The organism is Sphingomonas carotinifaciens, from assembly GCF_009789535.1.
GTDB classification, from domain to species: Bacteria; Pseudomonadota; Alphaproteobacteria; order Sphingomonadales; family Sphingomonadaceae; genus Sphingomonas; species Sphingomonas carotinifaciens.
Genome location: NZ_WSUT01000005.1, coordinates 778,839 through 799,271, shown reverse-complemented (window position 1 = coordinate 799,271; position 20,433 = coordinate 778,839). Strand labels below are relative to the sequence as shown.

The window sequence follows — 20,433 nt, the reverse complement described above, 5'->3', positions numbered from 1 at the left end:
CATCAAATATATTGCAAAGCAGCGCGCGGTGACGCCATCTATGGGGTGTGCTCCGCCAGTATGAACTCGTCGACCGCGTGCTCGACTACGATCCAGAGGCCGACGAGGCGCTGTTGAACCGCGCCTATGTCTTTTCCATGCAGGCGCATGGCAGCCAGAAACGGGCCTCCGGCGACCCGTATTTCAGCCATCCGATCGAGGTGGCGGGCATCCTGACCGACCTGCATCTGGACGATGTGACGATCGCCACCGCGATCCTGCACGACACGATCGAGGACACGGTCGCCACGCCCGAGGAGATCGAGCGGCTGTTCGGGCCCAATGTCGCGCGACTGGTGGACGGCGTGACCAAGCTGTCCAAGATCGAGGCGCAGACCGAGAACGAGCGCGCGGCGGAAAACCTGCGCAAGTTCCTGCTCGCCATGTCGGACGATATCCGCGTGCTGCTGGTGAAGCTGGCCGACCGGCTGCACAATATGCGCACGCTGCACCACATCGCGAAGCCCGAGAAGCGCCGGCGCATCGCGAAGGAGACGATGGACATCTACGCCCCGCTCGCCGAGCGGATCGGCATGTACGAGTTCATGAAGGAGATGCAGACGCTCGCCTTCCAGCAGCTCGAACCCGAGGCGTATGAATCGATCAGTCGCCGGCTGGAACAGATGAAGGAGGGCGGCGACGACCGGATCAACGGCATCGCACTGGACCTGAAGCTGCTGCTCTCGCGCGCCGGCGTGGAGGCGGAGGTGACGGGCCGCGAAAAGCATCCCTATTCGATCTTCCGCAAGATGTCCGAACGGCACATCAGTTTCGAGCAACTGTCGGACGTGATGGCGTTCCGCGCGATCGTGCCGACCGAGGAGGATTGCTACCGCACGCTTGGCATCATCCATCGCAGCTGGCCGATGGTGCCGGGGCGGTTCAAGGACTATATCTCGACGCCCAAGCGCAACGGCTATCGCTCGCTGCACACCAGCGTGATCCATGCCCGCGACGCGCGTGTGGAGATCCAGATCCGCACCCCCGAAATGCATGCCGAGGCCGATTACGGGCTGGCCGCGCACTGGACCTACAAGCAGGCGACCCGCCACGACCAGCAGGTGAGCTGGATTCGCGATCTGGTCGAGATCCTCGACACCGCCGACAGCCCCGAGGAGCTGCTCGAACACACGCGCATGGCGATGTATCAGGATCGCATCTTCGCCTTCACGCCCAAGGGCGAGCTGATCCAGTTGCCCAAGGGGGCGACCCCGGTCGACTTCGCCTATGCCGTGCACACCACGCTGGGCGATCAGGCGGTGGGTGCCAAGATCAACGGCCGCGTCGTCCCCTTGTCGACGGTGATCGATAATGGCGACCAGGTGCAGATCCTGCGCTCCGCCGGGCAGACGCCGCAGATCAACTGGCTGAACGTCGCGATCACCGGCAAGGCGCTGGCCGCGATCCGCCGCCATCTGCGCCAGGCGGAACGCGCCGAGCAGGTGACGCTGGGCACCAAGCTGTACGAGGATATCGTCGAGCGCCTGCCCGCGCAGATCGGCGCGGATGCGCTTCCCGAGGCGCTGAAGCGGCTGAAGATGTCGGACGAAGGCCAGTTGATGGTCGCCATCGCGCGCCGCACCATCTCGGACGCGGCGGTGATGGAGGCGCTGATGCCCGGATCGGCGGGCGCCGACGTCGCCGAACTGGCGCCGCAATCCAGCGCGATCTCGATCAAGGGGCTGACGCCGGGCGTCGCCTATGAACTCGCCGAATGCTGCCACCCGGTGCCCGGCGACCGCATCGTCGGCGTGCGCCGTCCCGATGCCGGGATCGAGGTGCATGCGATACAGTGCCCGGTGCTCAGCGAGCTTGCCGACCGTTCGGACGACGAAACCGCCTGGGTCGACATTTCCTGGGGCGACGAGACCGAGGGCGCCACCGCGCGCATCACGGTGATGGTGAAGAACGAGCCCGGTGCGCTGGGCGTGCTCGCCTCGGTCATCGGCGCGCACAAGGCCAACATCATCAACCTGCGCCTCGACACCCGCGACGCACGCTTCCACACCAACATGATCGATGTCGAGGTGCACGACGTGCACCATCTGATGCGCCTGATGGCGGCGTTGCGGGCGACCGATGTGGTGGGCTCGGTGGAGCGGGTCTGATCTGAGTCACGCGAAGACGCGAAGACGCGAAGATTTTTGTTCACGCGGAGACGCGGAGGCGCGGAGATGTGTCGCCGAGCCGCAGGCTCATTCTCTTGTCACGGGTAGCAGCTTGTCTCCCGGCCGAGAGGGCGTGTGCGTGTGCGTGTGCGCCTGCGCCCGCTGAATCCCCTCCGCGTCTCCGCGTGCCCCCCTTCTTCGCGTCTTCGCGACTTCGCGTGAACCACCCAACAATCGACCGACGAAGCTGGACGATGAAGACCCGAACGGGCTAGCCACCGGATAACAGGTTCAGGGAGACAAGCGCATGAATCGCCGCAATTTCATCGGCGCCACCACGGCCGCGAGCGCGTTTGCGCTGGCGCCGCGTGCCGTGGCGCAGGCCGCACCCGGCGACGCCCGGCTGACGGCGGCGTTCGACACCATCCTGGCGACGACGCTGCAGGAATCGCCCGAGCTTGCCACCTCGCTCGGCTTCGACAAGGGCGCCAATGCGGGGCTGAAGTCGAAGCTGGACGACAATTCGCTTGCCGGCCGCAAGCGCAGCCTGGCGCGCGCGCAGATGGCGGAGCGCGAGTTGCGCGCGATCCAGCCCGATACGTTGTCGCCGCAAGGCCGGATCGACCGCGACGTCGTGCTATATTCGATCGAGCAGCAGCAGGTCGGCCCCGCCCGCTTCGACATCGACGCGCCCACCCAGCCCTATCGCATCACGCAGCAGCGCGGCGTGTATTTCGACCTGCCCGACTTCCTCGATTCGACGCATACGGTCGCCAATGCCGCCGATGCCGACGCCTATATCGCCCGGCTCGACCAGATGGGCACGGCACTCGACAACGACACCGCGGTGCAGGCGGCGGAGGCGGAGCGCGGCCTTGTCGCGCCCGACTTCTCGCTCGATCTGGCGCTGGGCCAGATGATGAAGCTGCGTCAGCCTCAGCCCGCGGCCAACACGCTGGTCGATTCGATCCGCCGCCGCACCGCCGAGGCGAACATCGCCGGCGACCATGCCGCTGAGGCCGCCGAGATCGTCCGGGCCAAGGTCTATCCCGCGCTCGACCGCCAGATCGCGCTCGTCCGCAAGCTGCGGGCGGGTGCCCGCAAGGATGCCGGGCTGTGGGCGGTACCGCAGGGCGAGGCGATCTACGCCGCCGCGCTGGCGGCGGCGACCACCACCACCCTGTCGCCCAGCGAAGTGCACCAGATGGGGTTGGAGCAGGTCGCCGACCTGACGAGCCAACTGGATGCGATCCTGAAGCAGCAGGGATTGACCAAGGGGTCGGTCGGCGCGCGCCTTGCCGCGCTCAATGCGACGCCGGCACAGCTTTATCCCGATACGCCCGCCGGCCGCACCGCGCTGATCGCCGGGCTGAACGACAGCGTGCGCGCGATGCAGGCCAAGCTGCCGCAGGCCTTTACCAATGCGCCCGATGCGCCGCTGGAGATCAAGGCGGTGCCCGCCGCGATCCAGGATGGCGCGTCGAACGGCTATTACTACCGCGCGCCGCTGGATGGTTCGCGCCCGGCCATCTACTGGATCAACCTGAAGTCGGTCGCCGACTGGCCGAAATACACGCTGCCCTCGCTCACCTATCATGAAGGCGTGCCGGGCCATCACCTGCAAATCTCCACCGCGCAACGCGCCGACACGCATGTGCTGCGCAAGATCAGCTTCTTTGGCGCCTATCTGGAGGGCTGGGCGCTCTATGCCGAGCAGCTGGCGGACGAGCTGGGCGGCTATGCCGGGCCGATCGAGCGCGCCGGATACCTGCAATCCTTCCTGTTCCGCGCCGCACGGCTGGTCGCGGATACCGGCATCCACACCAAGCGCTGGACGCGCGAGCAGGGGACGCAATATTTCGTCGACACGGTCGGCTTCGCCCGTCCCCGCTCGCAGCGCGAGATCGAGCGATACTGCACGATGCCGGGCCAGGCGTGCAGCTACAAGATCGGTCACGCAAGCTGGCTACGTGCGCGGGCAAAGGCACAGGAGATCTTGGGGGATCGGTTCGACCTGAAGCAGTTCCACGACATATTGGAGGCCGGTGCGGTGCCGCTGACCATGCTGGAACAACTGACCGAGGCGCGGGCGCAGGCGTTGCGGGGGTGACGCGGTGCTCCCTCTCCCCGGAGGGGAGAGGGAGCAATCACATCCACCTAAAATTAACCCTGATTCTCTAGACCCGCGTCCACGATGGACGCCGATTATTTCCTGACGCTCGCCAACCAGACGATGTGGGTGCTGGCGCTTGCCGCGGCGCCCATCCTGTTGCCCGTGCTCGTCTCGGGCCTGATCATCGGCATGATCCAGGCGGCGACCTCGATCAACGAGGCGACCTTGTCCTTCGTCCCCAAGCTGATCGTCGTTGCCTTCGCCATCCTGATCTTCGGCGGGCTGATCCTGGGGCTGCTCAGCGATTTCACCGTCAGCATGTTCGAGCGTATCCCGGACCTTGTGCGCTGATGCTCGGCTTCGGGCTCGCGATCGAGCCGCAGATCTGGGCGGTGCTGTTCGTGATGATCCGCGTCGGTGCCGCCTTCATCACCGCACCCGTGTTTGGCGCCGTGTCGGTGCCGCTGCCGGTGCGCGTCAGCCTGGCGGGCGCGATCGCCTTCCTGGTGCTGGCCACCCACCGCGTCGTGCCGCCGCCGGTGATCTTTTCGGTCACCACCATCCTGTCGGTCGCCGCCGAGGCCAGCGTCGGGCTGGCGCTGGGCCTGATCCTGCAGGTCGCGTTCGCCGCGCCGCTGGTCGCCAGTGAACTGATCGGCGGATCGATGGGCATCGGCTTTGCCTCCACGATCGACCCGCTCAACGGCCGCTCGTCCCAGGCGCTGGGCCAGTTCTTCACGGTCATGCTGACGCTGCTCTTCCTGTCGGTCGACGGGCATCTGGTGCTGGTCGACACGGTGGTCAAAAGCTATGACGCGCTGCCCCCCGGACGGGCGTGGATGACCGCGGCGCAGTTTCGCGAGATCGCCTTTTTCGGCGGCTATGCCTTTTTCGCCGGGCTGTTGCTGGCGCTGCCGGTCGGCTTCCTGCTGCTCTGCCTGAACCTCGTCGTCGGCATGATGAGCCGCGCCGCGCCCGCGCTGAACCTGTTCGCGGTCGGCCTGCCGGCGGCCCTTGCGGTCGGCGTCATCGCACTCGCCATCGCCTTCCCCGCGATGGGCGATTACATGCTGGTCATCATCCGCGAGGCGCTGGCCGCCGCGGAAAATCTGGTGCTGCGCTGACATGTCCGAGGAGGGTGGCGACAAGACAGAAGCCCCGACACCCAAGCGGCGCAAGAAAGCCGCGGAGGATGGCCAAATCCTGCGCAGCCGCGATCTCGGGGCTGCGCTTGTCGTTCTCGCCGGTGTCGCATGGATGCTGTTCTTCGGGCCGTCGCTGATCGCGGCCTGCCGCGCTGTGATGGCGGCCAGCTTCACCTTCTCCAACGCCGATGTGGAGGATTTCGAGCCGTTCCGCCCGCTGGTCCAGGCCGGCTGGCGCCTCGCGCCTGCGCTTGGCTCGCTGTTCGCGATCACCATGCTGGCTGCGATCCTGTCCCAGGCGGGGCTCGGCTCGCTCACCTTCAACACCAAGATACTGGCGCCCAAGCCGTCCAAGCTGAACCCGGCAACGGGGTTGAAGCGCATCCTGGGGCCGCAGGGCTGGATCGAGCTGGGCAAGTCGCTGTTCAAGGTCGTGCTGCTCGGCGCGATCGGCGGCTATATGCTGTGGACGTCGACACGCGCGACGCTGGGGCTGGCGCAATCCAACCTGCCGACCGCGCTGGAAGAGCTGGGCGACACCTTCATGGGCATCCTGCTGGTCATGGCGCTGGGCCTCGTCCTGATCGCCGGCTTCGACATCCCGATCCAGATCTTCCAGCTGTTCAAGAAGCTGAAGATGTCCAAGCAGGAGGTGAAGGACGAGCACAAGGAGACCGAGGGCTCGCCCGAGGCCAAGGCGCACATGCGCGCCAAGCAGCGCGAAATGTCCCGCCGCAGCGTGCGCAGCGCCGTCGCCGAGGCACATGTCATCCTGACCAACCCGACGCATTTCGCGGTCGCGCTGCGCTATGATCGCGGGCGCGATCAGGTGCCCGTCGTCGTCGCCAAGGGGCGCGGGGTCAGCGCGCTGGCGATCCGCGACGTGGCGGGCGAGCTGAAGATCCCGATCCTGGAATATCCGCAGCTTGCGCGCGCCGTCTATTACACCAGCCGCGAGAACCAGGAGGTGCGCGGCGACCTGTACCAGGCGATCGCGGTCGTCCTCGCCTTCGTCTTCAACCTCAACGCCCGCGCCGGCGGCACCGCGCAACCGCCGATCGACGTGCCGACCAGCGCCCGCTTCGACGAAAACGGCATTCCCCAACCCTGATTTCGCTAAAGCCCGGCCCTTACCGGCCGTTTACCCTTTGGAATGCGCGCCGGAGCCTGAGCCATGTCCACCGTCACCAGCACGACGACGACTGCTGCCACCACGACCACGACCAAGACGGCGACCCAATCCGCGACGGCCGCCGCCGCGCAGTCGCTGTTCACCTCGCTCAACACCGGGTCCGGCGTCGATCTCAGCACGCTGGTGCCGGGCCTGGTCGAGGCGCAGTTCGCCGCGCGCACCGCCGCGCTGAAGGCGAAATCGGAAACGCTGACCACGCAGATCTCGGCGGTCGCCAAGCTGAAGAGCGGCATCACCGACTTCAATTCCGCGCTGAAGTCGCTGACCGAGGGCGGCACGTTGGCGACGCAGCCGAGCAGTTCCAACAGCGCGGTGCTGACCGCCAGCGGCACGCCGGGCGCGAAACTGGCCGGCCTGTCCAAGTCGATCACGGTCAATGCGCTGGCCACCGCACAGACCGCCGCGACCGCCACATCGGTGTCGAAGACGGCATCGATCGGGACGGGCACGCTGACCATCACGCTGGGCACCGCGACCTACAGCGCCGATGGCAAGGCGATGAACGGCTTTACCGCTGGTTCTGCCACACCGATCGATATCACCATCGATGCCGAAAACGCGACGATCGACAAGATCGCGGCCAAGATCAACGCCGCCAATGCCGGCGTCACCGCCTCGGTGGTCACCAATGCCGATGGCAGCGCCTATCTGGCGATGAAGGGCAAGACCGGCGCGGCCCAGGCCTTTACGGTCAGCGGCACCGACGGCCTGTCGGCACTGAATGTCGGCACCGGCGCCACGGGCACGCGGCTGTCCGGCGCTGCCGCCAATGCCAAGCTGACCGTCGACGGTATCGATGTCGAACGCGCGAGCAACACGGTGGACGATCTGGTCGACGGCGTGAAGCTGACGCTGGTATCGGCGTCCTCGACACCGGTCACGCTGGGCGCCGCCCTGCCCACCACCGCGCTGACTTCGGTGGTGTCCGACTTCGTCAGCACGATCAATTCGATGATGACCGACGTGAAGGCGGCGACGGACCCGATCACCGGCGACCTGCGCAGCGACGCCGCGGCCAAGGCGCTGCAACGCTCGCTCCAGTCGATCACCTTGACCAAGGTCGTGCCGGGCAGCTTCACCGACGGCACGCCGACGACGCTGGCGGAGATCGGCGTCACCACCAACGAGAAGACCGGCGCGCTGCAGGTCGATACCAAGCGCCTGTCCGAAGTGCTGACCAAATATCCGGATGCGGTGGAGGCGATGTTCGCCCCCAGCAGCAGCAACCTGATGGGTCTGTCCGCGCAGCTCGGCAAGATCCAGCTCGCCGCCAGCAGCACCACCTATGGCCTGGATGCGAGCACCAAGCGCCTGAACGAAGCGCAAAGCGATACCACCCAGGCGCAGGACAAGCTGACCGACCAGCGTGAAACCACGACCACCCGCATGACCGCGCAGTTCGCCAGCATGAACAGCAAGGTCAGCGCCTACAAGTCGGTCCAGAGCTTCATGGACCAGCAGATCAAGATGTGGACCAAGGATAGCTGATGTACGCATCGGCCCTCGCCGCCGATCCGGCGGCCACCTATCGCCAGATCGACATTGTCGGCCGCTCCACCATGGCGGACGGGCCGGCGCTGGTGCAGTTGCTCTACGAGGAACTGATCGCGGCGCTGCGCACCGCCGCCTGGGCGACCGAGAACCGCCAGCTGGCGCGCAAGAGCGAGCGCGTGACGCGCGCCACCGCGATCCTGTTCGCGCTGGAAAACGGCCTGGACTTCGATCAGGGCGGCGACCTGTCGGTCACGCTGGCGCGGCTTTATGCCGGCGCGCGCAAGCAGATCGTCGATGCCTCGCTGGGGCAGGACCCGCAGCCGTTCCGCGACGTCGCCACCAGCATGGCGGAGATCGCCGAGGCCTGGCGCTCCATCCGCGGGTGATCGGCGCCGCGCCTAGCGCAAGCTGCGTGAAATCCGATCCACCTCGCTCCGTTCGTGCTGAGCGAAGTCGAAGCACAGCCACCAGCGCTTGGCCTTCGACTTCGCTCAGGCCGAACGGATATGATGACACAGGTTTAACGCACGATGATCTAGCGCTCGAACCAGTGGCGCTGGACGAAGTAGATGACGATCCCCGCCGCGATCACCGCGCACCCGCCCAGGATCGCGTCGAACGCCCAGGGCGCCTTTGCATAGGGAAGCCCTTCGACGTTCATGCCGTACAGGCCGGTGATGAAGGTCAGCGGCAGGAAGACCATCGCGACGATCGCGATGATCAGCGAGCGGCTGTCGATCTGTTCGGCGCGCAGGTCGCTCAACCATTCGTGGAGCAGGGCGGCGCGCTCGCGGATCGCGTCCAGTTCCTCGGCCATGCGCGCGGCGCGGTCGGCGGCGCCGGCGAGATGCAGGCGGTCGTCATCGTCCAGCCAGTCGCCGGGTAGCGACGCCAGCTTCTCCAGCGCCGCACGCTGCGGGCTGAGGAACCGCTTATAGCCGATCGCGGTGCTGCGCACCCGGCTGACCGTGCGGCGCAGGGCAAAGATCTGCGTGGCGTCCAGCTGTTCCTCGCACGCGTCCAGTTCGTCGCCGAGATTGGCGACATCGGGGTCCAGATCCTGCGTGATCGCGGTGGCGAAGCTGGTGATGAGGTCGCCGGGGTCGCGGATCGTGCCGGCCTTTACCGCTTCCTCCACCGCCCCCACCGCGATCAGCGGCTTGCGCGTGACGGAGAAGACCTGCCCCTTCACCGCCCAGATCCGCACCGAGGCGAGCAGGTCGGAGGTGTCGAGTTCCTCGCGACTGCGCCCACGCAGGTTGACGAAGGCGCCCTGGCCCACCGCCTCGCAACGCGGGCGCGTCTCGGTCGCGGTCAGTGCATCGACGACATAATCGGACAGCGCGGCGGTCTCGCGCAGCCACCGCTGCGCCTGTCCGTCGGTGGTTTCCAGATGGATCCAGACGAGGCCCCCGTCGTCGCCGCCCAGCGCCCGGTCGACCGGCACCGGCGCCGCACGGTCGCCGGTGACGTGATAGGCGAACCCCGTCACGCCCCCGGCGCCATCGTCAGGTCGACGGTGATACCCGCCCCCGGATCGGCGGGCGCGGTGTCACAGGCGACACGCTGCGCATCGGCACGCGCGCGGTCGAGGATCGCGGGCGGCACGTCCGCGCGGTGATACACGCAGTCGGCGGCGGCCAGCACCCGCGCCTGTGCCAGCGTCAGTGCGTCGGGATCGCGCGAGGCGAGGCAAAAGACGTGATGCCGGCTGACCCCGGCCGCCGGATCGGCCAGCCAGCGCGCGACATCGGGCGCCTCGCCCAGCGGATCGAGCACACCGCCCGCCGCCAGCGCCGCGCCGATCGCCCGCCGCCGCGCGGCCCCATCGGGAAAGCGCGCGCGCAGCGCCGCGCGGCCCGCATGCAACCCCTCGGCCAGCGCCCCGAGCGTCGCGGGCAACAGCATCTCCAGCCGCTGGCGCAATGCCGCAGCAAGGCCCGCGGAGACTCCGCCGGTGCCGATCGCGATGATCACCGCGCCACGCTCGACGATCGCGGGCAGGGTGAAATCGCAGTGATCGGGCCGGTCGACCGCATTGACCAGCACGCCACGCGCCTTCAGCCGGCCGATCGCGGCAAGCGCCGTCGCCTCGTCCTCGATCGCGACGATCCCGAGCGCGGCGACGGCGTCTTCCCCGACCACCACCGCACCGGCGCGTTCCAGCAGCCGGCGCTTGGCCTCCGCCGGCTCGCCCTCGCCCAGCAGGATCACCGGGCGGCCTGCCAGCCGCACGAACAGCGGCAGGCTGTGCAGGCTCATTTTTGCAGCCAGTCCGGCACGCGCTCGGCGGACAGGATCGTCTCGGCGGCGATCCGGTCGGCGACCACGGCATAGCGTTCGCCCTCGACCAGCACCTCGGGCACCAGCGGACGGCTGTTATAGGTGGACGCCATCGTCGCGCCATAGGCACCGGCGGTGCGGAAGATGGCGAGATCGCCCGACACGACCTTGTCGATCTCGCGGTTCATCGCGAAGGTGTCGCCCGTCTCGCACACCGGCCCGGCGATGTTCGCGGTCATCTTCTCGCCGTTCGGCCTGACCGCGACGAAATCATGATAGGCATCGTAGAGCGCCGGGCGGGCAAGGTCGTTCATCGCCGCATCGACGATGACATAAGGGTTCGCCACGCCGGGCTTCACCCACACCACCTCGGTGACCAGCACGCCGGCATTGCCCGCGATCACGCGGCCCGGCTCGAACATCAGCTCGACATCCCAGCCTTGCGTGACGCGCGCGACCATCGCGCCGTACGCGGCGGGCTCCGGCATCACGTCGCCGGGCTTGTAGGGAACGCCCAGGCCACCGCCCAGGTCGACGCGGCTGATGCCGTGCCCTGCGGCGCGCAGCTCCGCGACCAGCTCGCCGATGCGGGCATAGGCGGCCTCCAGCGGCGCCAGATCACCCAGCTGGCTGCCGATGTGGCAGGCGACGCCGCGCAGGTCGAGACCGGGCAGCCCCGCCAGCCGGTCGAACATGCCCGGCGCCTGGTCGATCGGCACGCCGAACTTGTTCTCCTTGCGGCCGGTGGAGATCTTGGCATGGGTGCCGGCATCGACGTCCGGGTTGACGCGGATCACCGCCGGCGCGGTCAGGCCGCGTTCGTGCGCCAGTGCCGCCAGGACGACGCCCTCCTCCTCCAGCTCCAGGTTGAACTGGCCGATCCCGGCCTCCAGCGCGGCGGCAAGCTCGGCGCGGGTCTTGCCGACGCCGGAGAACACGATGTCCTGCGGCTTCATGCCCGCGGCAAGGGCGCGGCGCATCTCGCCGACTGATACCACGTCCGCGCCGTATCCCTCGTCGGCCAGCACGCGCAGCACCGCGACATTGGGATTGGCCTTGATCGCATAGGCGAGGTGGACGCGGGGCAGCGCGCTCAACCCTTCGCGAAACACGCGCGCGTGCCGGCGAAAGGTGGAGGCGGAATAGACGTAAACGGGCGTCCCCACCTCCGCGGCGATCTGCGCGATGGCGACGTCCTCGGCGAACATCTCGCCGTCGCGATAGTGAAAATGGTCCATCAGCGGGGGGGCAAATCAAAATCGTCGGCGCGGCGCGCTTCCGAACTGTGGATAAGGGCGTCCGAGCGTTGCGGACGCTGCTGCGTGGTGGGCGTCAGCAACTGGCGCGGTGTCGGCGTGGCGGTCGCACCGCGCGGTGCGACGGGCAGCGACTCGCCGGGGGCGGGCTGCAACCGGTTGGCCGCGCCGCATCCGGCGAGCGCCAGCGCAGTGGCGAGGACGAGCAGGCGCTTCATCGCGGTTCTACCCGTGCCGCGGCGATCGCCGCGCGCACATTGGCCGGTGCGGTGCCGCCGAAGCTGGTTCGGCTGGCGACCGAGGCATCGACCGACAGCACCTCATACACGCCCGCATCGATCCGCGCATCGATCGCCTGCAGATCCGCCAGCGCCAGCGCGTCCAGCTTCAGCCCCTTGTCCTCGGCCAGCTTCACCGCGCGACCGGTGACGTGATGCGCCTCGCGGAACGGCAGGCCGGCGACCCGGACCAGCCAGTCGGCCAGGTCGGTCGCGGTGGAGAAACCCGCCTCCGCCACGCCGCGCATGCGATCGGTGCGGAAGGTCGCGCTTTCCACCATGCCGGTCATCGCCGCGATCGACAGCGCCAGCAGGTCGTGCGCCTCGAACACCGGCGGCTTGTCGTCCTGCATGTCCTTAGAATAGGCGAGCGGCAGGCCCTTCATCGTCACCATCAGCGCGGTCATGCACCCCATGATGCGGCCCGCATGGCCACGCACCAGCTCGGCCGCATCCGGATTGCGCTTCTGCGGCATGATCGAGCTGCCCGTCGACCATTGATCGGAAAGCGCGACGAAGCCGAAGGGCTGCGACGCCCACAACACGAACTCCTCGGCCAGCCGCGACAGGTGGAGCGAGCAGTTGGTCGCCGCCTGGAGGTAATCGATCGCGAAGTCCCGGTCGCTGACCGAATCGAGCGAATTGGCGGTCGGCCCGTCGAAGCCGAGCGCGGCCGCGGTCGCGTGCCGGTCGATGGGGAAGCCGGTGCCGGCAAGTGCGGCGGCGCCCAGCGGGCACCTGTTCATCCGCGCCCGCGCATCGGCGAAGCGGCTGGCATCGCGCACGATCATCTCATGATAGGCCATCAGGTGATGGCCCAGCGTCACCGGCTGCGCGCTTTGCAGATGGGTGAAACCGGGCATCACGCTGGCCGCATGCTCCTCGGCCCGCACCAGCAGCGCGGCGCGCAGCCCGCCCAGCGCCGCCAGCGTCTGGTCGATCGCATCGCGCACCCACAGGCGGAAGTCGGTCGCGACCTGGTCGTTGCGCGACCGTGCGGTGTGCAGCCGCCCGGCGACCGGGCCGATCAGTTCGGCCAGCTTCGCCTCGGTCTGCATATGGATGTCTTCGAGGGTCAGGTCCTCGGCGACGCCGTTCGCTTCATAATCGGCGGCGACGCGGTGCAGCCCCTCGGTGATCGCGGCGGCATCCTCGGGCGTGACGATCCCCTGTTTGCCCAGCATCGCCACGTGCGCCAGCGAACCGTCCACGTCCTGCCGCCACAATCGCTTGTCGAAGGGGATGGAGGCGTTTATCTCGCGCATCACCGCGGCGGGCCCTTCGGCGAAGCGCCCGCCCCACATCGCATTGGAACCGCCCATGGTATCGCGTGCCGTGATCGCCTGTCTCCTCGGCTTCAGTATCGCGGCGTGCGATAGGCAAAGCGGAAGCGCGGAGCAAGCCGCCACCACCCCCACCGCCGACGAGGTGACCACCGCCGCGCCCGCGCCGGAGAACCGCCCCACCGGCACCGTCGACCGGAGCCACAAGGGCGAGGCCGCCCTTCCCGCCGCCTTCCAGACGCTGGACGGCAAGCCCGCCAGCCTGGCCGATTTCAGGGGCAAGCCGGTGCTGGTCAACCTGTGGGCGACCTGGTGCGCGCCCTGCGTCGCCGAGATGCCGACGCTGGATGCCGCCGCCGGGCGACTCGGCGCGGCCACGCCGGTGATCGCGGTGTCGCAGGACCTGGACGGCGCCGCCAAGGTGAAGCCGTTTCTGGCGGGCAAGAATTTCGCCAACCTGAAGATCTATACCGATCCCAAGCTGGCGCTCAGCACCGGATATGGCGCGAACCTGCCGACGACGATCCTGTACGGCGCGGATGGCCGCGAGATCTGGCGCGTCACCGGCGGCTTCGACTGGGCCGGGGCAGAGGCGCGCAAGCTGCTCGCCGAAGCGGCGTGAACGCCCCGCCCGCAGGGGCGGGGCGCCACCATCAGAACTCCGCCGTCAGCCCGACGAACACCGTGCGACCCACCGCGTCATAGACGCCCGGATAGGTGTTGCCGTTGTTGAACCCGCCCAGCGCGCTCAGCGCCAGGATCGGCGGGTCCTTGTCGAACAGGTTGTTGACGCCCGCGCGGAAGACGATGCCGTCCTGCACCTTGGCGGTCGCGGCTAGGTCGAAATAGGAATAGGCCTTGATCCGCGAATTGAACACCGGCTCGGTCGAATCGAGCGTGGTCCCGCCGATATAGCGCCAGTTGAGCGAGATCGAGCCGACCTGCTCCGCATCCGACCAGGTCAGGCGGGCCTGATGCTTCCATTCCGGTGTCGGCTGTCCGCAGGTCTGGCCGTTCTTGCCCTTGCAGTCATAGGATTCCAGTCCGGGCAGCGGCTCGGTGCGCAGTTCGTTCAGCCATGTGCCCTGCGCATCCAGATTGAGCGCGCCCAGTGAGCCCAGCGGCTGTGCGAAGCTGAAGCCGATATCGATGCCCGAGGTCGCCAGCGATCCGGTATTCTGCGTGTTGCTGGCGATCGCGCCGACATCGCCGAAGATCACGCCGTTGCGCGGATCGCGGGTGATGAGCGCGCAGAAGAACGGGTTGGCGTTCTCGAAACACTGCTCGGTGGTCAGCGCGGGCGCGACGATGCCGATATAATCGCGCACCTTGATGTTGAAATAATCGACGGTCAGCGTCAGCCGCTTCAGGAAACCGGGATTGAGCACCACGCCCGCGGTATAGGTGTCCGCCGTTTCGGGCTTCAGCGCCAGATTGCCACCGGACAGGCCCGTGCAGAAGTCGGTCGGGCATTCCGACACCTGACCATAGAGCGCATCGGGCAGGCCGGTCAGGCGACACACGTCGCGCGAGGCGGTGGGGGTGGCGCCGGCGCAGCCGTCCTGCGCGATCACGTTGCCGCGGATCTGCGGCCCGAACAGTTCGGAGATGTTGGGCGCGCGGATCGCGCGGTTGTAGCTGCCGCGCAGGCGGATATCGCTGATCGGCGCCCAGGACACCTCGCCCTTGTAGGTCGATACCGCCTTGGACAGGTTGCTGTAGTTGGACAGGCGATAACCGCCGTTGATCACCAGTTCCTTGGCGAACGGCACGTCGGACAGGATCGGCACCTCGATTTCGGTGAACAGTTCGGTCACGTTGAACGCGCCTTGCGAGTTGAGCGTCCCCTTTTGCTGCGCCAGCGCATCGGCGGTGAAGCGCAGGCTCTCGCGACGATGCTCGATGCCCAGCACGAAGCCGACACCCTGCGACGACCAGGGCGACCGGATGCCGTAGGTGCCGAGATCGGCGCTGATATTGGCGTTCAGCACCGTTTCCTTGTCGACCCCTTCGGTCGAGGTCGGCGCATAGATATAGCTGAACGCCGCGTCGCTGATCCCGTTGTAGCGGAACACGTCCAGCGGCACGCAGTTCGGGTCGGTGCCGTCGATCACCGACTTGCAGGTCGGCACGCCGTTCACGTTCACCACCTGAAGCCCGCGATTGGCGCGCGCCGGGTCGATGTCGTTCTGGTAGGTTTCGTTGAACAGCACCACCGAATGCAGCGCGTTCACGTCGTAGCGCAGCCCTTCGGCAATCTCGCCGCGCACCCCGCCGGTGAAGCGGTAATCGGTATGGCGCAGATCGTCGCGCCGCGGCCGGGCGTTGCCCGCGACGGGGCGATAGCCGACGAACAGGTCCTGCGTTGCGGTGGAGCCGGGCGCCGCGCCACACAGCAGGCCATATTGCTGCGCGCTGAGCAGCGGATTGTCGCAGTTCACGCGGTAGGTGAAGCCCTGGAACAACGCCGACGGCGCCACCTGCGAAAAGGTGTGGTCGTCCATGAACATCGCGCTGCCATAGACTTCGGCGTAATCGGTCACCTCATATTTGGCGAACGCGCCGGCGGTGTAGCGTACGTCGGACCGCTGGAAATAGTTCAGCGGCGCATAATTGTAGAGGAAGGTCGGGCCATAGGGCACCCAGGTCTTGTTGCCGTCCTTGGTGTTGTTGAGCAACAGACCGCGGCCGGGGCCGGTCTGCGGATTGAACAGGCCGAATTCGTTGTTGCTCGATCCGCCGCACGATACCGTGCTGCCCCGGTCGCCTGCGGCGTTGAGCGCGCAGGAGGATACGTCGCGCGTGCCTTGCGTGATCGGCTTGTAATCGCGGTAGCCGAAATAGGCGGTGACGTTGCCGCGCCCGTCGCCCATCTCCGCGCCGAACGCGATGTTGGCATCCAGCTTCTGTCCATCGGCGACATTGCGATTGGACAGGCGGAAGCCCGCCTGCCGCTGGATGCCGCGGATGAACTCGTTGTTGTTCTCGTGAACGGCCAATCCGTACTGCACGTCGGCGCGGATGCCGTTCAGATTGTCGCGCAGGATGAAGTTCACGACGCCCGAAATCGCGTCCGAGCCATACACCGCCGATGCGCCACCGGTAACGACGTCGACACGCTGTACCAGGAAGGACGGCAGGAAGTTCAGGTCGTTGGCCTGCACCGGCAACAGACGCTGGCCGTTGACCAGCACGAGGTTGCGGGTGGAGCCCAAATTGCGCAGGTTGACGCGCGCGGTGCCGTCCGACCCGTTGGATCCGTTCTCGTTCGAATCCGGCGTCACCTGCGGCAGGCGGTTCAGCACGTTCTCGACCCCGACCGCACCCTGGTAGCGGATTTCGGCGGCATCGACGGAGGTCAGCGGGCTGTTGCTGGTCAGGTTCGGTCGCCGGATGCGCGTGCCCGTCACCACGATCGCGTCGCCGCTCTGCTGCTCGTCGGACACCGTTGCCGCTTCCGGCGTGGATTGCGCCTCTTCCAGGCGGGGGCAGGCCGGATTGTTGGGGTCGGTCTTACATGCCTCGACCTGCGCATCTTGCGATGGGAGCGAGGCTGCTTCCTGTGCGCTGGCGCCACCAGGTAGCATTCCCATGGCGATAAATGCGATTGCCGACCCGCCAGCCCAAGACATCTTCTTACGCATCGATAACCCCCTTGTTTTTATATTACGAACATCCTCCGATAAAAACGACCTGTCAAATATATTATACGGTATTAGGGATGAGGAGTGTTCGGCCGTCCCATCACGTCGGCGAAACGAAACCCTTCTCCGATCGCCGCGTTGCAGCATGAACTCGGCGCGAAAGACGTGCCTTGACCCGGGTCGCCGCGCATGACGGCGGCTCGAATGGCCGGGAGGTGACATGATCGATCCGACAAGGCGTGCGATGCTGGCGGGTGCCATCGCACTGGGGCTGCTGCCTCGCGCAGCGCTGTCGCAGGGTGCCGCCGCGCTGGGCGCGCCCAGGCCCTTCGACTGGGCTGCGCTGCAACAACGCGCCCAGGCTTTGTCGCGCCAGCCCTACCGCGCCGTGCCCGAGGTCGCAGCGGCCGAGGCGGTGGATTACGACCGCGTCGGCGCGATTCGCTACCGTGCGGATCGGCAACTGGCGGGCGGCATCCGCCTGTTCCCGCTCGGTCGCTACGCCCCCACGCCGGTCGGCATCAACATCGTCGAAGGCGGACAGGCCCGCCCCCTCACCTTCTCCCCCGACCTGTTCGAGGCGGAGGCGGGTCATGCCCCCGCGCTCGGCATCGCCGGTTTCCGCGCGGTGACAAAGGACGGCAAGAGCGACTGGATCGCCTTTCAGGGCGCATCCTATTTCCGCGCGTCGGGCGCGCAGGATCAATATGGCCTGTCCGCCCGCGGGCTGGCGATCGATACCGGCATCGCCGGCGCCGAGGAGTTTCCCGCCTTTACCGAATTCTGGATCGAGCGGACCGGCGAGCAATCCTATCTGATCCACGCGCTGCTCGACGGCCCCAGCGTCACCGGCGCATACCGCTTCGCCACCGCCTTCACGCCGGGCGTGTCGGGCGGCACGGTGCAGCAGGTGTCCGCGGTGCTGTTCTTCCGCCGCGACGTCCGCCGGCTGGGAATCGCGCCGGCCACCAGCATGTTCTGGTATGGCGAGGGCAACCGCGCCGCCGCCAGGGACTGGCGCCCCGAAATCCACGACTCCGACGGCCTCGCCATCTGGACGGGCGCGGGCGAGCGCATCTGGCGCCCGCTGACCAACCCGCCGCGCGAAACGCTGGACAGCTTCGCCGACCAGAACCCCAAGGGCTTCGGCCTCATCCAGCGCGACCGCGACTTCGATCATTACCAGGATGACGGCGCCTTTTACGATCGCCGGCCGAACCTGTGGGTGGAACCCGGCCAGGGATGGGGCAAGGGGCAGGTGATGCTCTATGCATTCCCGACGGGCAGCGAGACGGTGGACAATATCGTCGCCTTCTGGACGCCGGCCGCCGCGCCCAGGGCCGGGCAGCGTCTCGCCTTCGACTACCGGCTGCGCTGGGGGTCGCAGGACCCGTCGCTGCCCACCACGGCGCATGCGGTGGATAGCTGGACCGGTGACGCCGGTCGCCCCGGCGCCGAGCCGACGCCGGGCGCACGCAAGCTGGTCGTCGACTTTGTCGGCGCGGGTCTTGCCGGGCTCGATCGGCAAAGCGGCGTTTCGGCGGAAATCGGCGTGGCGCGCGGCCGGCTGCTGACCAGCGCCGCCTATCCGGTCGTCGGCCAGACCAATCGCTGGCGGGTCACTGCCGATATCGCACCGGAGGGGAGCGGTCCCGCCGATGTCCGCCTGTTCCTGAAGCGCGGCAACACCGCGCTGAGCGAGACGGTGCTGTTCCCCGTCTTCCTGCCGTGAGCAGCGCCGCCGCGCTTCCGCCGATCATGCCGCCACCGGCGCCGCTGGACATGCCCGTCCAGCGGTTCGACGGTGCGCCGCCACCGATCACCGCGCCGCTGCCCCGGCCGGGACTGGCGATCGCACCCGAGGACATTCTGGTGCGCCGCGTACTGCTGGTGCTGGTCACCGGCCTGCTGGCCACCGCCGCGGCGGGATCGGTCGAGGAATCGCTGCTCTCCGACGGATTCAGCATCGGCGACGCGCTTCTCCTCTTGTTGTTCTTCCCGCTGTTCGCCTGGATCGCCTTCGGCTTCGTCACCGCCGCGGTCGGCTTCTGGCTGCTCATGTCGGGCGCACATCCCGGCACCACCCGCGCCCCCCGCACCGATGCCCCCCTTACCGGCTGCACCGCGGTGCTGATCCCGGTGCATAACGAGGATGTGGATGCGGTGTTCGACCGGATCGCGCGCATGGGCGCGATGCTGGAGCGGACTGGCCAGGGCGATCATTTCGCCATCTTCGTGCTCAGCGATTCGGGCGAAGCGGCGGAAGCGGAGGAGCGTGCCGCCTGGGCCGCCCTCGCCCCGCGCCTGCGCGTGCCGCTTTACTATCGCCGCCGTACCGAAAATACCGGTCGCAAGCCCGGCAACGTGGCGGAATGGATCCGCGCGCATGGCGGTGCCTTCGACCATATGATGATGCTCGACGCGGACAGCCTGATGGGCGGCGATACCATGGTGGCGATGGCGCAGATCATGGAACAGCGCCCCTCCATCGGCCTGATCCAGACCGTGCCGATGGTGATCGGCGCGACCACGCTGTTCCAGCGCTGGATGCAGTTCGCCAGCCGCCTGTACGGCCCCATCTCCACCGCCGGCCTCGTCTGGTGGTCCGGCTCGGAGGCGACCTTCTGGGGGCACAACGCCCTGATCCGCACCTCGGCCTTCGCCTCGTCCTGCGGCCTCCCCGAACTCCCCGGCAACCCCCCGTTCGGTGGCACGATCATGAGCCACGACATGGTGGAGGCCGCCCTGCTGCGCCGCCGTGGCTGGCGCGTCCACATGATCATGGTGGAGGACACGTTCGAGGAATATCCCCCCACGCTGATCGATCAGGCCGTGCGCGACCGTCGCTGGGCGCAGGGCAATATCCAGCATCTGGGCGTTCTCGGCAGCTCGGGCTTCCACTGGATCAGCCGGCTGCAACTGCTGATCGGTGCCTCGGCCTATCTCACCTCGCCGGCCTGGCTGATCCTGATCGCCACCTCGATCGCGCTCGACCTGTCGGAAGGCGGCGGGTCGGTGCGGGCGGCCACCTCCGCACAGGTGCTGGTGACGACGCTGGCGCTGCTGTTCGGCCCCAAGCTGATGAGCGTGATCTGGGCGATGGCGAACCGGGAACGCCGGGCCAGCTACGGTGGCGCGGGTGGCATCCTGAAATCGGTCGCGCTGGACGTGCCCTTGTCGATCCTCACCGCGCCCGTCATCGCCCTGACTCAGACCATCGACCTGATCGCCATCCTGCGCGGCAGGAAGTCGGGCTGGGCCCCGCAAAGCCGGGTGCGCGACGGCCTGGCGCTGGCGGACGCGCTTCCCCGCTATCGCTGGCATCTCGGGATCGGGCTGGTGCTGGTCGCGGTGTCGTTGCTGCGCCCCACGCTGGGCTGGTGGTTGTCGCCGGTCACCATCGGCCTGTTGCTCGCCCCCTGGCTGGCGATGTGGACCGCGCGGCGACGACCGGGCGACCGGCTGGCGGCCCGCGGCGTGTTCCGGGTGCCGGCCACGCCGCTCGCCGACGAGACGTTGCAGCCGGCCGCCGCTTCCCCTTCGTTAGCGGTTCGCTAACGCCGCACCTTCCATAGCTTGCCCCAGATCAAGCTACGGG

At 67.7% G+C, this 20,433-nt stretch carries 16 protein-coding genes; 10 read left to right on the top strand and 6 right to left on the bottom strand.

Annotation, left to right across the window (positions count from 1 at the left end):
- Positions 1–47 precede the first annotated feature (47 nt).
- The 7 genes from GQR91_RS05755 (at position 48) to fliS (ending at position 8,477) form a co-directional block, all read left to right on the top strand.
- On the top strand, positions 48–2,147 hold the full coding sequence (locus tag GQR91_RS05755) for a RelA/SpoT family protein (protein ID WP_149682707.1): 2,100 nt from the start codon (positions 48–50) through the stop codon (positions 2,145–2,147).
- A gap of 307 nt (positions 2,148–2,454) precedes the next feature.
- Positions 2,455–4,257: a DUF885 domain-containing protein gene (locus GQR91_RS05750; protein ID WP_149682706.1), complete on the top strand. Its 1,803-nt coding sequence runs from the start codon at positions 2,455–2,457 to the stop codon at positions 4,255–4,257.
- 84 nt (positions 4,258–4,341) lie between these two features.
- Positions 4,342–4,611 carry a flagellar biosynthesis protein FliQ gene (gene fliQ, locus GQR91_RS05745; RefSeq protein WP_112383855.1) on the top strand — a complete coding sequence of 90 codons (270 nt, stop codon included), beginning with the start codon at positions 4,342–4,344 and terminating at the stop codon, positions 4,609–4,611.
- The gene (fliR, locus tag GQR91_RS05740; RefSeq protein WP_112383856.1) at positions 4,611–5,384 is read left to right on the top strand and encodes a flagellar biosynthetic protein FliR; all 774 of its coding nucleotides are present in this window, start codon (positions 4,611–4,613) and stop codon (positions 5,382–5,384) included. Before fliQ ends, fliR begins: the two co-directional genes overlap by 1 nt.
- A 1-nt stretch (position 5,385) precedes the next feature.
- Entirely contained in the window at positions 5,386–6,516 is a 1,131-nt protein-coding gene (gene flhB, locus GQR91_RS05735) for a flagellar type III secretion system protein FlhB (RefSeq protein WP_149682705.1), read from the top strand.
- Positions 6,517–6,579: 63 nt separating this feature from the next.
- Entirely contained in the window at positions 6,580–8,085 is a 1,506-nt protein-coding gene (gene fliD, locus GQR91_RS05730) for a flagellar filament capping protein FliD (RefSeq protein ID WP_149682704.1), read from the top strand.
- Positions 8,085–8,477 (top strand): flagellar export chaperone FliS, encoded by a 393-nt coding sequence (gene fliS, locus GQR91_RS05725; RefSeq protein ID WP_311732274.1) that lies wholly within the window; start codon positions 8,085–8,087, stop codon positions 8,475–8,477. The genes fliD and fliS overlap by 1 nt, the downstream gene beginning before the upstream one ends.
- Positions 8,478–8,626: 149 nt before the next feature.
- On the opposite strand, the gene GQR91_RS05720 is transcribed toward fliS, so the two are convergent.
- From GQR91_RS05720 to argH, 5 genes are read right to left on the bottom strand one after another with little or no spacing between them, the layout of a single operon-like run.
- The gene (locus tag GQR91_RS05720) at positions 8,627–9,583 is read right to left on the bottom strand and encodes a zinc transporter ZntB (protein WP_149682703.1); all 957 of its coding nucleotides are present in this window, start codon (positions 9,581–9,583) and stop codon (positions 8,627–8,629) included.
- Entirely contained in the window at positions 9,580–10,353 is a 774-nt protein-coding gene (locus tag GQR91_RS05715) for a precorrin-2 dehydrogenase/sirohydrochlorin ferrochelatase family protein (RefSeq protein ID WP_149682702.1), read from the bottom strand. The genes GQR91_RS05720 and GQR91_RS05715 overlap by 4 nt, the downstream gene beginning before the upstream one ends.
- Positions 10,350–11,612, bottom strand: a complete 1,263-nt coding sequence (lysA, locus tag GQR91_RS05710) for a diaminopimelate decarboxylase (protein WP_149682701.1) — start codon at positions 11,610–11,612, stop codon at positions 10,350–10,352. Before lysA ends, GQR91_RS05715 begins: the two co-directional genes overlap by 4 nt.
- Positions 11,612–11,848, bottom strand: coding sequence for a hypothetical protein (locus GQR91_RS05705; protein WP_112383863.1), 237 nt, complete (start codon positions 11,846–11,848; stop codon positions 11,612–11,614). The genes lysA and GQR91_RS05705 overlap by 1 nt, the downstream gene beginning before the upstream one ends.
- On the bottom strand, positions 11,845–13,212 hold the full coding sequence (gene argH / locus GQR91_RS05700) for an argininosuccinate lyase (protein ID WP_149682830.1): 1,368 nt from the start codon (positions 13,210–13,212) through the stop codon (positions 11,845–11,847). The genes GQR91_RS05705 and argH overlap by 4 nt, the downstream gene beginning before the upstream one ends.
- A gap of 16 nt (positions 13,213–13,228) precedes the next feature.
- Between argH and GQR91_RS05695 the strand changes: the two genes are divergently transcribed.
- Positions 13,229–13,813: a TlpA family protein disulfide reductase gene (locus GQR91_RS05695; protein ID WP_149682700.1), complete on the top strand. Its 585-nt coding sequence runs from the start codon at positions 13,229–13,231 to the stop codon at positions 13,811–13,813.
- Positions 13,814–13,844: 31 nt separating this feature from the next.
- On the opposite strand, the gene GQR91_RS05690 is transcribed toward GQR91_RS05695, so the two are convergent.
- Positions 13,845–16,835, bottom strand: a complete 2,991-nt coding sequence (locus GQR91_RS05690; RefSeq protein WP_235904067.1) for a TonB-dependent receptor domain-containing protein — start codon at positions 16,833–16,835, stop codon at positions 13,845–13,847.
- Positions 16,836–17,055: 220 nt separating this feature from the next.
- On the opposite strand from GQR91_RS05690, the gene GQR91_RS05685 reads away from it, so the two are divergent.
- Together GQR91_RS05685 and mdoH are read left to right on the top strand one after the other, a co-directional pair.
- The gene (locus tag GQR91_RS05685; protein ID WP_149682699.1) at positions 17,056–18,567 is read left to right on the top strand and encodes an OpgD/OpgG family glucan biosynthesis protein; all 1,512 of its coding nucleotides are present in this window, start codon (positions 17,056–17,058) and stop codon (positions 18,565–18,567) included.
- Positions 18,564–20,393, top strand: a complete 1,830-nt coding sequence (mdoH, locus tag GQR91_RS05680; RefSeq protein ID WP_235904066.1) for a glucans biosynthesis glucosyltransferase MdoH — start codon at positions 18,564–18,566, stop codon at positions 20,391–20,393. The genes GQR91_RS05685 and mdoH overlap by 4 nt, the downstream gene beginning before the upstream one ends.
- Positions 20,394–20,433 lie beyond the last annotated feature (40 nt).

Bases quoted from the DNA above. Each gene is read 5' to 3' on its own strand.
- flhB (WP_149682705.1), top strand. From the start codon at position 5,386: ATGTCCGAGGAGGGTGGCGACAAGACAGAAGCCCCGACACCCAAGCGG.
- GQR91_RS05750 (WP_149682706.1), top strand. From the start codon at position 2,455: ATGAATCGCCGCAATTTCATCGGCGCCACCACGGCCGCGAGCGCGTTT.
- GQR91_RS05690 (WP_235904067.1), bottom strand. From the start codon at position 16,835: ATGCGTAAGAAGATGTCTTGGGCTGGCGGGTCGGCAATCGCATTTATC.
- GQR91_RS05685 (WP_149682699.1), top strand. From the start codon at position 17,056: ATGATCGATCCGACAAGGCGTGCGATGCTGGCGGGTGCCATCGCACTG.
- lysA (WP_149682701.1), bottom strand. From the start codon at position 11,612: ATGGACCATTTTCACTATCGCGACGGCGAGATGTTCGCCGAGGACGTC.
- GQR91_RS05705 (WP_112383863.1), bottom strand. From the start codon at position 11,848: ATGAAGCGCCTGCTCGTCCTCGCCACTGCGCTGGCGCTCGCCGGATGC.
- fliS (WP_311732274.1), top strand. From the start codon at position 8,085: ATGTACGCATCGGCCCTCGCCGCCGATCCGGCGGCCACCTATCGCCAG.
- GQR91_RS05715 (WP_149682702.1), bottom strand. From the start codon at position 10,353: ATGAGCCTGCACAGCCTGCCGCTGTTCGTGCGGCTGGCAGGCCGCCCG.
- fliR (WP_112383856.1), top strand. From the start codon at position 4,611: ATGCTCGGCTTCGGGCTCGCGATCGAGCCGCAGATCTGGGCGGTGCTG.
- argH (WP_149682830.1), bottom strand. From the start codon at position 13,212: ATGTGGGGCGGGCGCTTCGCCGAAGGGCCCGCCGCGGTGATGCGCGAG.
- GQR91_RS05695 (WP_149682700.1), top strand. From the start codon at position 13,229: ATGGTATCGCGTGCCGTGATCGCCTGTCTCCTCGGCTTCAGTATCGCG.
- fliD (WP_149682704.1), top strand. From the start codon at position 6,580: ATGTCCACCGTCACCAGCACGACGACGACTGCTGCCACCACGACCACG.
- fliQ (WP_112383855.1), top strand. From the start codon at position 4,342: ATGGACGCCGATTATTTCCTGACGCTCGCCAACCAGACGATGTGGGTG.